General features: G+C 38.8%; 7 protein-coding genes and 2 pseudogenes. 1 reads left to right on the forward strand and 8 read right to left on the reverse strand.

The genetic code is table 11. The features are described from left to right. Window positions 1-115: 115 nt before the first annotated feature. A pseudogene (locus DXA05_RS01985) lies at window positions 116-3,360 on the forward strand (TonB-dependent receptor). Between the two features lie 47 nt (window positions 3,361-3,407). On the opposite strand, the gene DXA05_RS01990 reads toward DXA05_RS01985, so the two are convergent. The 8 genes and pseudogenes from DXA05_RS01990 to DXA05_RS02025 all read right to left on the reverse strand — a co-directional run bounded on the left by DXA05_RS01990 (window position 3,408) and on the right by DXA05_RS02025 (window position 14,568). After that, window positions 3,408-4,505, reverse strand: coding sequence for an endonuclease/exonuclease/phosphatase family protein (locus tag DXA05_RS01990; RefSeq protein ID WP_055235563.1), 1,098 nt, complete (start codon window positions 4,503-4,505; stop codon window positions 3,408-3,410). 45 nt (window positions 4,506-4,550) lie between these two features. Continuing rightward, window positions 4,551-7,207 (reverse strand): annotated as a pseudogene (locus DXA05_RS01995) (ATP-binding protein). Window positions 7,208-7,277: 70 nt separating this feature from the next. Next, on the reverse strand, window positions 7,278-8,492 hold the full coding sequence (locus DXA05_RS02000) for a glycosyltransferase family 2 protein (protein WP_008770969.1): 1,215 nt from the start codon (window positions 8,490-8,492) through the stop codon (window positions 7,278-7,280). 8 nt (window positions 8,493-8,500) lie between these two features. Continuing rightward, the gene (locus DXA05_RS02005; protein ID WP_229106202.1) at window positions 8,501-10,141 is read right to left on the reverse strand and encodes an LTA synthase family protein; all 1,641 of its coding nucleotides are present in this window, start codon (window positions 10,139-10,141) and stop codon (window positions 8,501-8,503) included. A 166-nt stretch (window positions 10,142-10,307) separates the two neighbouring features. Beyond that, window positions 10,308-11,399: a hypothetical protein gene (locus tag DXA05_RS02010; protein ID WP_004315926.1), complete on the reverse strand. Its 1,092-nt coding sequence runs from the start codon at window positions 11,397-11,399 to the stop codon at window positions 10,308-10,310. Window positions 11,400-11,403: 4 nt separating this feature from the next. Further along, a complete protein-coding gene (locus DXA05_RS02015; protein WP_004315925.1) occupies window positions 11,404-12,255 on the reverse strand; it encodes a glycosyltransferase family 2 protein in 852 nt (283 codons plus the stop codon). Continuing rightward, window positions 12,252-13,418, reverse strand: coding sequence for a glycosyltransferase family 4 protein (locus tag DXA05_RS02020; RefSeq protein ID WP_008770970.1), 1,167 nt, complete (start codon window positions 13,416-13,418; stop codon window positions 12,252-12,254). Before DXA05_RS02020 ends, DXA05_RS02015 begins: the two co-directional genes overlap by 4 nt. A 4-nt stretch (window positions 13,419-13,422) precedes the next feature. Continuing rightward, on the reverse strand, window positions 13,423-14,568 hold the full coding sequence (locus tag DXA05_RS02025; RefSeq protein ID WP_004315923.1) for a hypothetical protein: 1,146 nt from the start codon (window positions 14,566-14,568) through the stop codon (window positions 13,423-13,425). Window positions 14,569-14,582 lie beyond the last annotated feature (14 nt).

Below are 14,582 nucleotides of genomic sequence, written 5' to 3' on the forward strand. Positions count from 1 at the left end.
TTTATCTCTCTTAAAAAATTGTAGTATAATCGTAATGTAGTTCTAAATATTATTAATTATATTTGTGCACAGTTTTTAAAAGCAAACAATTTATATTAACTAATCAACTACATTTATGTTAAAGAGAATGCGATCTTTTTTAGTAGCGGCGATGCTCATGGTCATTGCTACCGTTAGTGCGCAGGTTACCACTTCTAGTATGAGTGGTAAGGTTACAGCACAAGATGAACCTATCATTGGAGCGACTGTGGTTGCAATCCACGAGCCGTCAGGTACACGTTATGGTACAGTGACTAATATCAGTGGTCAATTTAATTTGCAAGGTATGCGTACCGGTGGTCCTTACAAAGTTGAAGTTTCTTATGTTGGTTATCAGACTGCTATTTATAAAGGTGTAAATTTATCGTTAGGAGAAGTATACACTTTAAATGTAGTTTTAAAGGAAAGTTCTGAATTATTGGATGAAGTTATAGTAACAGCACAGAAAACAGTAGAGAAGATGGGGACTGTAACGAATGTGAGTGAGCGTCAGTTAACGACATTGCCTACTATTAATCGTAGTATTACTGACTTTACTAAACTTTCTCCTTATGCGGGTGGCAGTAATTCTTTTGCCGGACGTGATGGACGTTATAATACAATAACTGTGGATGGTGCAGCTTTGAACAATAATTTTGGTTTGAGTACTAATAATTTGCCGGGTGGAGATGCGCAGCCTATTTCACTTGATGCAATTGATGAAATTAGCGTTAATGTTTCTCCTTATAGTGTTACGTATTCCAATTTTACGGGAGCTTCTATTAATGCTGTAACCAAGAGTGGTACAAACGAATTAAAGGGAACAGTTTATACATATCAGAAACCAAAGAATTTTATAGGAAAATCTATTAACGATGTTGACGTTCCTAATGTGGAAAGTTATAAATCCAGTTGTATGGCTTTACATTAGGAGCTCCGATAATAAAAAATAAACTATTCTTTTTTGTAAATGGAGAATTAGAAAATAGTACTAGCCCTGGTATTTTGTGGACTCCTAGTCAAGAAGAAGGTGGAAGTGGGGATAATCAAAATCATATTTCTAGAACTTGGATAAAGGATTTGAAGACAATAAGTGATTTTGTAAAGGATAAATATGGATATGATCCGGGAAGTTATGATAAATTTGATGATTTCGAGAGTAAAAATTGGAAGCTTATGGCTCGTTTGGATTGGAATATTAATAAAAGTCATAAACTGTCATTACGTTTTAACACAGTGAAATCAGAAAATGATGCTAGTATTAGTTCAACTTCTTCGGTAATCACTAAAGCTAATTCAAACCGTTATGGGGTTGATGCATTTGCATTTGGAAATTCCAACTATGGTTTTAGAAATATTGTAACGTCTCTTTCCGGTGAGTTGAATAGCAATTTTTCTTCTTCAGTACAAAACAAATTATTAGTGACTTATACCCATATCCGAGATTCTCGTACAACTAAGGGAGATGCGTTTCCAATGGTTGATATTTACAAGGACGGTAAGCAGTATATGACATTGGGTACAGAATTGTTTACTCCTTTTAATGATGTCGAGAATAATGTATTTAGTGTTACTGACAATGTAACTATTAATAAAGGAAACCATTTGATAACTGCCGGTGCAACATTTGAAAGACAGTATTTCATGAATTCATATTTACGTGCTCCTTATGGATATTATCGTTATGCTTCAATGGACGATTTTATGACGGGAGAAAAACCGATGCTGTATGGCATTACTTATGGATATAATGGAAAAGACGCTCCGGGAGCTGAACTGACATTTGGTATGTTGGGAGCTTATGCACAAGATGAATATTCTATTACACCTAATTTAAAATTGACATATGGATTACGCTTTGATTTACCGTTATATTTTGATGATTTGTTAGGGAATGCGGCTATCAAAGAACAGTCATTTAATGGAACGAATGTTGACGTATCCGAATGGCCGAAAAGTAAATTGTTAATATCTCCTCGTTTAGGATTTAATTGGGATATAAAAGGTGACCGTTCTATTGTTTTGACTGGAGGTACAGGCTTGTTTACAGGGTTATTACCATTTGTATGGTTCACTAACCAACCGACAAATGCAGGTCAGATGCAAAATATGGTCGAATTTGAGACTTCGGAATTACCGGCAAACTTTGCTTTTAATCCAAATTATAAAGAAACTCTTACCCAAAATCCGGATATGTTTCCATCAACTCCGGGAAATGAGGTCCCCGGTGCTATAGCTTATGTGGATCCGAATTTTAAAATGCCTCAAGTTTGGCGTAGTAATGTAAATGCAGAGTTTCAGTTACCTTATGGATTTATGCTTTCTGTTGGTGCTATGTATACACGTGATATATATAATGTTGTTCAGAAGAATATGAACGAAAAGGCCCCTTCTGGAACCTATAATGAACAACCGGGACGTGTATATTGGACTAAGAATAATTACTATGACAATCCTAAGACGAAAACCGTTATACAGTTGACTAATGGGGATGAAAAAGGTTATCAATATTCTTTTAATGCAGTATTAACGAAGAAATTTGATTTTGGCTTTACAGGTTCATTTGGGTACACTTATACAATGGCTAAAGATATGACGGCAAATCCAGGTTCATCGGCGGCTTCAGTATGGCAGAATAATGTTGCAGTTAATTCATTGAATGATCCGGGTGTCTCTTATTCTTTATTTTCTACCCCGCATCGTTTGATAGCTAATGCTTCTTATGAAGTTGCTTATGCGAATATGAAAACGACTGTTTCTTTGTTCTATACAGGTTACCAACAAGGACGTTTTTCTTATACCTATTCTAATGATATGAACGGTGACGGAAACTATTCCGATTTGATGTATGTGCCTGCTTCTAAAGAAGAAATGACATTTGTGGATATTAAAGATAAACAAAATAATGTGACTTATTCGGCGGTAGACCAACAAGAAGATTTTTGGAACTATGTAAATAATGACTCTTATTTGAATGATCACAAGGGGCAGTATGTAGAACGTGCTTCTTCTTTAGAACCGTGGATTCACCGTTTTGACATGAAGATAGCACAGGATTTTTATGCTAAGATTGGTAGCCGTAAGTACGGTATTCAAGTAAGTCTTGATATGTTGAATATTGGTAACTTATTAAATTCGAAGTGGGGGGCTTATCGCTCTTGCGGTTTGCAGAGTTATGATAATGTAAGGTTGTTAAAAACAGCAAGTAAGGTAGGAGAACCTCTTACTTATCAGATGAATGCATCTTCTCGCGAGGTGTTCCAGAAAAATTCTAAATGGGATTATACTGCTTCTACAGGTAGTGCATGGCAGATGCAGTTAGGCGTTAAGTTTACATTCTAGAATATTTATATAAAAAGATGCTTCGTTCAATAAACGGAGCATCTTTTTTATTTCATCCTCATCACCACCGGATTATGATCGCTATAATTAAGATCCGGCGAGAAGTAATCCGTGCTATTCAGTTCCGGTGAATGGAGAATATAGTCGATTCTCAACAGATGCTTGAAGTACTTGAAAGTATACATATACCCATGCCCGCTCCTCTGAAAACCATCCTGCAACTTATCACCTTTTATAGTATGATAAACATACGAAGACGGCAGAGAGTTAAAGTCACCGCAGACTAGAGTAGGATAGGGGGAGGCGGCTATCAGTTGCTTGAGAAGATCAGCTTGTACGGCCCGTTTCCGGAAATTCTCATGTAAGCCGTCGATAAGTCCCAGGGCAGCATGTTCCACTCTTTGGGAATCATCCGTACGAAGTCCCTTTTCCAGTTTGCGTTTATTCTGGCTTACTTCTGTTGTTTGGAGATGATTGTTGAACAGGCGGATGGTGCGACCATTGATTTCAATATCACATGCAAGACTGCAATTTTTCGAATCAGGATAGATGATAAGATGCTCCTCCTTGATAGGATAACGGCTGAAAACAGCCAGTTGCAACAGATTCTTCCCTTCGGGCGAAGAAGGAATATAGTGATACGGCCAATTAGAAAGAGCTGCGGATATACTATCGATGCCAAACTCATCGTTAATGCCAAATTCTTGAAAACAGAGAATATCTGCTTGCAGATTTCTCATGTAAGAAGCAATCTCCTTGCATGAGTAGCCGGTATGCTCGTGGTTAAAGGCATCGACGTTGTAAGTAGCAACCGTCAACACTCCCGGAGTATATACATTCATTTTAACCATCGGTGACGAAGCCGGACTGAAAAAAGGCGATTGTAATACACAGCTCATATATCCCCAATTGCTGAATATAGCAATCAGAGGGATGAAAACCCAGCACCGCCAACGAATCGTCCAGTAGATAGCAGAAGCAAGATTAGCCAATAAAAGTATCGGCAGTATCAAACCGATGAAAGGCATAAATTTGAAACTATCCGGTGCGGCATTGCCTACGAAAGCACCCGCAATGGTAACTCCTGCCAAAATACTGGTCAGCACGATGGATATGTAATAAAACAGTCTGTAAAAGGCTTTCATTTAATCTAAATTATTTGCTGGTTGTATCATGAGGGATTAAGCTCTCTACGAAGGAAGCAACCATTTATGAATCATTGCTTTCAATTTATCATCCGCTATTGGTTTAGCTATAAAATCATTGCACCCCGCTTCTTCAGCCGCTTTCCTGTCCTGTTCGTATGCAAAGGCACTTTGAGCAATAATAGGAACAGTGGCAGACAGTTCACGGATGATTTTTGTAGCTTCCAGTCCGTCCAGATTCGGCATCTTGATATCCATCAAGATAAGATCCGGTTTCACCTCATCGAACATCGTGACAGCTTCCATTCCGTCATGCGCACGTATAAGCTGATGGTCTTTACCTAGAATAGCCTCCAATAAGTCGAAGTTACTGTCCGTATCTTCGGCAACCAAAATACAGGCGTGCCGTGTATTTGCAGAACTGTCAACACTCGAATCTGCAGTTTTCCCGGCAGATGCTATTCCAGCAATGTTCCCTTCACCATTCTCTTTCTTTGAAGAATCCACATTTGCAGGATTTGCAATCGTGTATGGTAAAGTAAATGTAAACGTCGTCCCCTTGCCAAATTCGGAGTTGACGGAAATCTTTCCACCGAGCCGTTCAACAATAGACTTACAGATAGATAACCCCAATCCTGTGCCCTGCGCATGATTGTTCAGCTTTGCAAAACGCTCGAACACACGCCCCACTTTCTCCGGTTCAATTCCTGTTCCGGTATCCGTTACGTGGAATACAATCTGATTGTCCACCAGTTTGTAACCATAACTGATGCTTCCTTCCTTCGTAAACTTGACAGCATTTCCAATCAGATTTGAAATCACCTGGAATACCCGGTTCTTGTCCGTTTCAATCATCAGACTTTCGTCCGAGGATTCATAGACAAGGCTTACTCCCTGCGGAGTACGGAATATATGAGCATCGTGCACTTCCCGGCAGAGATTATGGAGACTAGCCGGTCCGAAGGAAAACTCGATGGTTCCCGATTCAATCTTCGAGAGGTCGAGAATCTCGTTGATAAGTTGCAGGAGACGTTCGTTGTTCGCGTTTACGATGTTATAATACGTCTTCCGTTCTTCCGCATCATCGCTTTCGGCAATGAGATGCGAGAAACCTACGATAGCATTCAGCGGCGTACGTATTTCATGACTCATATTGGCGAGGAAGGCCGACTTCAGGCTATCAGACATTTCCGCTTTCTCTTTCGACGATTGAAGTTCCCGTTTTATTATTTCCAGCTCCGTGATGTCCCATTCGATGCTGACGATGATAGGCGAAGATAATTCGTCACCGTCCACCCGGATTTTCCGTTTGTCGAGGATAATCATGTTTCCGTTTCTGTCCTTTCCTTCAGCAGTCCAGTGCAGACCTTTTCCGGTGGTGGCCACCTGGATATCTTCTTGTCTCTTCTTTTCGGCTACGATAGGCGGGTAGAAATCGAAGTCATTCTTGCCGACAGGGTCGTTCTTATAAAGATCGCGGTTGTAGGCCTCCCGATTCCGGTAAATGTATCGGAAGTCGTTGTTGATTTCCTTCACTACAATCCCGGCAGGGAGATTGTTGATGGTTGTATCCATGATTTGGTTGAGCCGTTTGATTTGGGCTTCGTACCGAATCCTCTCGGAAATATCATGGGCAAACGACCAGTAACTTTCTTCTCCGGAATCATTGGTCACGTTGTACATCGTGCCTTCATAAGCCAATATACCTTTATTGATTTTAGATGGGTGATGAGCCACAAAGTTACTGCTGCCACCGTGTATGACATCTTTGCAACGTTCGTTCCAAGCCTCTTGTGTAGGCATATCTGCGGCGACATTGTAAATCTTTAATTGACTGATGTCTTCGTTTTCTGAAATACCATGATTGTACAGGAAACGACGGTTGGCAAAGATAATCGTGCCATCGGGCTTGGCGGCAAAGATACTTTCTTTGGCGTTGTTGATGGCATGAGTCAGTGTATTGATGTCATTTCTACGATGCTGTATGTCCGTGATGTTCTGGATATAGCCTCGATATTGAAACTACCGTCGGAGCGTTGTTCACGCAGATAAGTCTGGATACGCATATAGAAGATTTCTCCGTTCAGGCGGACACGGTAGCTGATGCTTTCCATGTTGAGTTCTTTTTCGTTCACCCGACACCATTCCATAAAACTCTGACGGTCTTCTTCTACAATCAGTTCCACATATTTCTCAATGGCAAGGTTTTGCACATTTTCCTCGCACAAAACACCGGTATATCCAAGATAATGAAAAATATTCTGTTTCGTATTGTACGTCCATTGTCCTATCTGGGCTACCTTTTGGATAGCCCGCAGGGTGAGATTTGCCTGTTCCAACTGTCTTTTTACGTTGCTTCTTTGCGTGATGTCGCGATATTGGCAAAGCACCATACCGTCATAAGGGAACATGAGGCATTTGAAGTAAAAAGTTTCGCCTTTCAGCACCAACTTGAAGTTCTTGCTGATGCTTCTTTGTTCTTCGAGTACAATCTGGAAGATGGGCATCACCCTCTCTCTCGTATATTCTGGTAAAAGCTCAAATATATTTTTTCCTAAAAGTATATCCTCTTGCAGAAACCATAGATCACAATGAGGCTCAATGTCTACGCAGACTCCGTGCCTGTCAACCAATAGCATTGTATCTGCCGTCAGTTTCAATATTCTTTGTGCGTTATTCGCATCATGTAATATTCTGTTCATGTCTGTTTTTTATTAGATGATAGAGACTAATGTCTTATAGTAAGGATAACAAAAGATAATAGCATTTGTTTTACTTTTCAGCGCGTTTCGCCTTTTCCCAGGCTCCGCTTCCTTTTTTCTTTTTCAGATAACGGATGCCTTTCAGCACATTGACATTCATAAATAAGAAATAGTAGGGGATAAAAAGCAACTTGTTTTTTATCTGTTTGGTGGATAGATAATATCCCCAATATCCCAATCCGTAAAAAAGAACCTGCATGGCAAGCAGCACTCCGTAGAATATCGCGGAACCGCCTAACAGCAGAATCGCAATATTCAGCGGGAAGAGAGCAAACAACAGGAACGGAGTAATAGACCATCGCAATACCCGGTGAGACGTATATTGAAAGCTAAGTGTCCCGTAGCGGAAAGGATTCAGCAACGGACGAAGTCGCCAGATGGACTGCAATCCTCCCGCAGCGATGCGCACTTTCCGCTTTTCTTCTTCGCGCATATCTGCCGAACCGCTTTCGATGGCGTAAGCATTGGTGCAATAAGCAATGGTATAACCTTTCATGGTGATCCGGAGCGAAAGAATAAAATCATCGAGCAACGTATCCGGTTCCATTGCTTCGAATAGTTCACGACGCACGGCAAATAGTTCGCCTGCTGCTCCTACAGCAGAGTAGAGGCGGGCGTCAAGTGCTTTCAGTGTTGATTCGTATTTCCAGTAAATACCTTCCCCACCGGCAGCGGCTCCGTCTTTGGTCTGTACGGCGATCCGTTTTTCGCCGGCCACGCAGCCCACTTTCGGGTCTTGGAAAGCAAGTACGATTTCCTGTATTGCTTCCCGGTTTACCATAGTGTTAGCATCCGTAAAGACGACGAGCGGAGTGTCCACCAGCGTCATTCCACGTGTCATTGCGGCTGTCTTACCCTGTCGTAGGGGTTGGAAGTGTATGGTCGCTTTTCCCTGCCAACGGGTTTTCAGTCGTTCGTTCGTACCGTCGTTGCTTCCGTCTGTCACCCATACGATATGCAGTTTGTCCGCAGGGTAGTCCAGTTCAAGACTGTTCTCCATCTTTTCGTCTATAACATCTTCTTCATTGAATGCTGTAATGAAGAGAGTCACTTCCGGCAAACCAGCGTCCGATGCCGGCAACGAACGCTTCACAGGCTTCACGAAAAGTTCTTTCAACTTGACGAGAACGTAAAGCACAATTCCGTAGCCCAGATATGTGTAGAACACAATGAACAAGGCAAACCAGAAAATTATTTCAAGACAAAGAGTGATGATTTCGTTCATAGCTGTATTTATTTAGATATTTTCTTTCCTTTAAAATAATCACTATCTAATATAATATCAGAAATTTTTTCTCTATATATTATTCGTTTTTTTTCTCTTTCGGTGTTCAAAATGGAATCAGGGCAAAGTAAGCTATTTCCTACTCCTCTCCATTCAGAATGAATACCCCCCAAATCAAGAAGGGTTGGAAATAAATCAGCTTGCGTGATAACATAATCGCTTGTTTTGTCGATCTTTTGTGGAGAGTTTACAATATACAATGGGATTTGAAAAGAAACATTATCTTCTTCTTTGGATTTAAGCCAGTCATTTGAAATGGAATGGTCACTGGCTATTATAATTAGAGAATTGTGGTAAAGATGATTTTCTTTTAAGAAATTCAAATACTTACCTAAGTATTTATCCATATAATGCACATTAGATAGATAATTTTTTAATTCTTCTGAATATGTGTCAGGGAATGGAATGAGGTAGTCTTCAACTGCTTTGGTATATGGAGAATGCGTTGATGATGTGAGGATAAGTGAGAAAAAAGGTTGTTTGCTATTTTTGTCTATGCTTGCTGCATATTCAAAAAGAAGCTTATCATTTAACCAATTTTCTTTATAATTACTCAATGTATATTCCTTTCGTGAATAGAGTTTATCAAACCCATATTGGATACATACTCCATCTTGTCTCCATGTTTTAGATGAAGTAGGAATAACCATTCTACATTCGATTCCAGGTTTTTGTTTCTTTAAAAGTTTGGGCAAGGACACGAAAGTATTATTAAAATAATCGTAAATGGTAACACCTTTTGTTTTGGGTATAAGTCCGTTGAGGTATGTGAATTGTCCGTCGCTCGATTCGCCTAATTGTATCAGAGAAGTCATGTTATTATTGTAGTATGCTCCTTTTTCTACTAATTTGTTGAGGGTAGGAGTAATTTCTATTCCATTTATTTTTAGATCTGTAGGGAACGAAAGAAGGGATTCTACTATAATGAGAATAATATTTTCTTTTGGTGGATATTCAATACTATATTTTGATTCGTAAAAGAATGGTTCCAGTTTTGCCACTTCCTCTGGGTTACAGTCTTGTTTGTTGTTTGATGCACATTGTATAATGGTCCCATAAATTATTCCGAATTTGAATATACTTTCTGTTGGACTATTTTTAAAAGGGTGAACATACTTGTAGTTTAATGATGACCAATGTATTGTTGCTGTAGCTATTAATCCTCCTAATAAAACAAATGCAATTCCTAATATGTAAAGGGAAAAGATTCTTCGTGTCTTTCTTCTTATTTCAGAATAAGCTCTATGAAATTGTTTATAAGATAAGATACTTGCAAGAGTTGTTATTAGTATTGTAATGTCAGAGAACCTAATAGTTGCAAATACGTTAGCTGATAGTCCGTCAAGATTGTTGAATTCTCCATATAATATTGGAGGCATATATGTGTAGAAGAATCTACTATAAGATACATTTACAATTACCAGTATTGTAATGATAGTATATGGAATGAAAAATAAATAAGTCTTTTTTCCAATTAGATAAAGTGGAATAAAGAATAATAGGCATATATCGATAAAAGCATGAATGATATTCTCCAGATATGAGAATGGAGTAAGAGAATATTTATCAATAAGAATTGAGTAGTGCATGTATTGTAAATTAATATAGCATAGTAATATTAACGACAAGGGGAATGTAAATTGTTTGATTAATAATTTTATATTCATATTTCTATCTCACTATTTTGTCTGCAAATACTTTTAAATACGCTTAAGGTGCCGCCAATCATAATTATATTGTTTGTTTTCAACTATGCTATTGAAATAATTCCTTTAGCGACTGTTTTTTATTCCTCAAATATACAATTGGAAATTTGCAGAAAGATATAAAATTTCCCTCTGCAGAAGTAGCATGTAATGTACTTATTGAATTTCCTTCCATTAGTCCTATAGCAGTTTTTTTCTCAAAAGCACTAAAATATAGCTTATATTTTTCATTGTCCTTAATAAGTGAACTTCGATATAAACCATAGGAATAAAAAGAACCCAGCATTGGAGCTTTGGATAATATATATTTTTTGTTGTTAAATGATAAGCCGTCGGAACTGGAGTATAATACTAGGTTATTAGTATCATAATCATATATAACTAGATAATATATTTTGTCTATATATGCTAAATCAATATGCCAAGGGGTAACAGAATTGTCAGGTAGATGACATGTTTCTTTTTTGCTCCACTTTTTCCCATCTGTAGAAAAACTTCTACAGATTTCTCTTGGCTTTTCTATACTGTTCACATACCACATTACATATCCATTAGTACCTTTATGTATCGCAGGGCTTATAACCATATTACCTGTTTCATTTTTTATGATAGAGGTATCTTGTAGATTTATCATCACCTCTCGGGGAGACCAGTCTTTTCCATTGAGAGTATATTTGCGTAATATATAAGTAGCATTATTTTTTTGATGGCTGATGCGGTACCAGCACTCTAAAGTATCTTTATAAAAGACTAAATGTGGGTCTGAAAAATAATCTTTATTTATAATATTGTTTTCGTCTAAATCATCTATTGGATTTTGAGAGTCCTCAAAATCGTTCCAATGTATTCCGTCTTTAGATACATGCACACATGGATTTTCCCATCGTTCTCTATATGGAGGCAATCCTTTCCAATCACCATCCTCACCTAAGGGATATGGAGTTTCCGCCATCCAGTATTTATATCCATTCCATCCTTCCGGAATGTATATTACTGATGGGTGATAGGGTTGGTTACTACCTTCCGGAGTCTTGATAATTAATGGAGCCTGATTATACTTTTGAAATTGATTATACTGGTATATATAGTCAACTAATATTACACAAATAACAACTAGAATAATTTTTCTTATTATTTTCATTTGCTTATTTGATTAAATTATTGTCTTTATCTTTATATTTTTTCTTTCTGGTGAATAATCCTCCAATACCTTTTAATCCTTTGATAAAACGCACTTTGAAGCTTTTAAACAGTCCTCCATCTGCTCCTACTGTTCCATATCCGGTTATAACCCGTGCTTTTGAAGAATGGATAAAGACGAGTTTTCCGTAAGGTTTCATCGCTAAAGCCAGTGAGCCGTCTTCACCACGAATGATATCTGTGCGGAATCCTAACTGCTTGCCTAATTCTGTTTTGAATGCGAATGTCATGCCGCGTACACAAAGTTCCGGACGCTGTATGGCTTGAATGCGCAGGTAAAAGTCTCTTAATGATTCATACCACCATAATCCCCATTTAGAGTGTTGCTCATCAGGAATAAAGCTCCAAAGGCTGAACGTGCAGACTACGTTTGGTTGCATTAGTTTTTTTACATGTGTCTTGATGTAATTGTTCGGGTACATGGTATCGGTGTCAATACAGATATGGTATGTTCCTTTTGCTTGGTTTAATCCGCATTGGCGGGCATGTCCCGGTCCTTTCTTAAGCTCATTGAAATAAGTGACTCCCAACTGTTGGAGCACACTTTCAGTTCGATCGGAAGAATTGTTGTTGACAGCCAGAATTTCAATCGGAAAGTCACAGATGTTGTCACAAAGCGACCATAAGCAACTTAGCAAACGCTTTTCTTCATTATAGCAGATGAGAATGACAGATGCTAAGGGTTGTTTGTTTTCCGATAATTTCTGCAATTTAGTTTTTACGAAATCTACTGCTTCCTTTGGTGCTGAATCGAAAGGTTGTTCGTAAACTTGCAGATATTTAGTATACCATTTCATAAATCTTTATTTTTTTCAATGATACTTTCAAACAATGTTTTCCATTGTTCTGCGATTGGTTCGATCCTGAAACGTTCTATATCCATTCGAGCTTGCCGTCCCATTTCTCGTCGTACATTTTCGTTTTCTATCAGATAGCAGATTTTCTCTGCTAATCCCTCTATATTACCGTTTTCTACTAATAGTCCGTTTATTCCGTCGCTGATGATATCACGCGGTCCGCAGGGGCATGTAAATGAGACGGGAGGTACTCCACATGCCATTGCTTCTATAATAACCATGCCAAATCCCTCATAACGCGAAGAAAGGACGAAGATAGAACTTTTACAGTACTTATCGACAATATCCGGTGTGCTATGCTCCAGAATACAACTGGGGCTAATTCCTAGTTCGTAGATTTGGTTCTGAAGTTGTTCCCGCATACCATCACCATAGATACGGAGAATCCAGTCCGGGTGTTTTTTATTGACAATGCTCCAAGCAGATATTAAACGGTCAAATCCTTTTTGAGGGACATATCTGCCTACGGCAATGACCTGTTTGGGGGTGTTATCCGATTGTTGTTCCGGCAAAAACGGGAGTGGATTGTAGATTACGGTTACATTATTGAGCTCTGTCCATTCGGCAGCATCTTCATGGCTAAGGACGACAAAACTTTTGAGTTGTCGCACCTGCCTGATGAGTTGCCACATCCAGTATTGCTTGACGGCACGCTGAATGATACCAGGAAGACAGTTGTCGCTGAATTCCCGGTAATTGGACTTGTTGAAGTGGATTTCTCCAAGCTTAATGCTTTTGTCTTTCATCTTATTGATGAAGTTTATATCACGTCGTAAGAGAGAGATGGTAATGTCCGGTTCAATCTCATTGAGGCATGTCTCCAGCCTTTTTTTAAACAATTTCTGTTTGCTCCAATATCGGTGAATTCGTTTCGGTAAGGAAAGGCCATACAATTCGTCATAGTTGATGTCGAGCTGATGGGTGGTGATGGATGGATACAATTTATAGTAAGGTTCTTTTCCTTTTCCATCGGTCAATATGATGTGTATGTCATACCCTAAATGTTCTGCAAAATAGTTTGCTTTTAGTGTAAGTACACGTTCCATTCCACTAGGATAATAGAGCGAGGGGATGCAATAGGCTATTTTTACTTTTTTATTCATCGGATTACTTTTCAAGTATTGTATGCTGTGGTCTGATGTCCAATTCATCGATGACTTTTTTCATTTGCGCTGTCCAGGACAATGGACGGATAGATTCTCTAATATTCTGCGGAGTCATAGTCAGAGACTTTTGAAAGCTGATTAACTGTTGAATATTAATAGGTGATTCATCTGGTGGTGCTTTCCAAATGTAAGGCATCTTATCAAAATCTTCGTCGATTTCTGAATAAGTAAATGCCAATCCTCGTGCAGCATATTCGCGATTTTTTAAAGTTTTGATATGTGTGATACCACTGCGGTGTCGGCCTAAACTACCGATAGCAAAATCTGCCTGCTCAAACATGGCGTCAAGTTGCTGATCATGCTGTGGTCCATGGAGGATAACATAAGATTCTAGTTTATTATCACGAATGACGGGAAGGATTTCTTGCTTTTCACGTTCGCCGGATAATGGTCCCACGATATGAAAATAAACTTTGTAGTCAGGATTCGTACAATAATATTCAGCTAATCCACGGATAAGTCGATCGAATCCATGCCAATAGTGTACTTCAGCTACTCCTATTAAATGTAGCTCATGTGTCGTGTCATTCATTTGTTTCTTCATAGGAATGGCATCAAAATCAATTCCGTTAGATATGCGGATTGTTCGTTCGCCAAAGATATTTTTAGCGTTTGAAAAGGTGACTATTCCATTAAGGAAAGAGGCCAGGCGATGACGAAAACAACGATCTGTGAGCCTTTTGAATTTCATAGGCCATGTGATGTACTCTTGATCGTAAGGAAAAGTCGGTATCTCCATGACCACTTTTGCTCCTTTTTTCTTCATACGTTTCACCATATTTATGGTGAAAGGGTTTGCATTATGATATGAACGGATGTAGACAAAATGTATATTTTCGCGAAGTACGTAGTTTGCTATGCAGTTTAGGCCCAACCGTTTCCGAATTTTCGCAAACACTCCTTGTCCCAATTCAGCAATCACTGCATTGTCTGCCATCCAGCGGCGTTCACCGGAAGGGCTTATGTCATAATAACATAAACGAACATCTAACCCACATTCTTTGAGGGCTTTTACCTGATAGTGTATTTTTTTGCTAATTCCGTTGGCTTTGTCGAAGCCGTGGAATATAAGGAATAAGGCTTTCATTGGTTGCTCAAATC

The sequence above is a fragment of the Bacteroides sp. AM54-2NS genome, assembly GCF_003602935.1.
Taxonomy (GTDB): domain Bacteria; phylum Bacteroidota; class Bacteroidia; order Bacteroidales; family Bacteroidaceae; genus Bacteroides; species Bacteroides xylanisolvens.

Bases quoted from the DNA above. Each gene is read 5' to 3' on its own strand.
- DXA05_RS02005 (WP_229106202.1), bottom strand. From the start codon at position 10,141: ATGCACTACTCAATTCTTATTGATAAATATTCTCTTACTCCATTCTCA.
- DXA05_RS02000 (WP_008770969.1), bottom strand. From the start codon at position 8,492: ATGAACGAAATCATCACTCTTTGTCTTGAAATAATTTTCTGGTTTGCC.
- DXA05_RS01990 (WP_055235563.1), bottom strand. From the start codon at position 4,505: ATGAAAGCCTTTTACAGACTGTTTTATTACATATCCATCGTGCTGACC.
- DXA05_RS02025 (WP_004315923.1), bottom strand. From the start codon at position 14,568: ATGAAAGCCTTATTCCTTATATTCCACGGCTTCGACAAAGCCAACGGA.
- DXA05_RS02015 (WP_004315925.1), bottom strand. From the start codon at position 12,255: ATGAAATGGTATACTAAATATCTGCAAGTTTACGAACAACCTTTCGAT.
- DXA05_RS02010 (WP_004315926.1), bottom strand. From the start codon at position 11,399: ATGAAAATAATAAGAAAAATTATTCTAGTTGTTATTTGTGTAATATTA.
- DXA05_RS02020 (WP_008770970.1), bottom strand. From the start codon at position 13,418: ATGAATAAAAAAGTAAAAATAGCCTATTGCATCCCCTCGCTCTATTAT.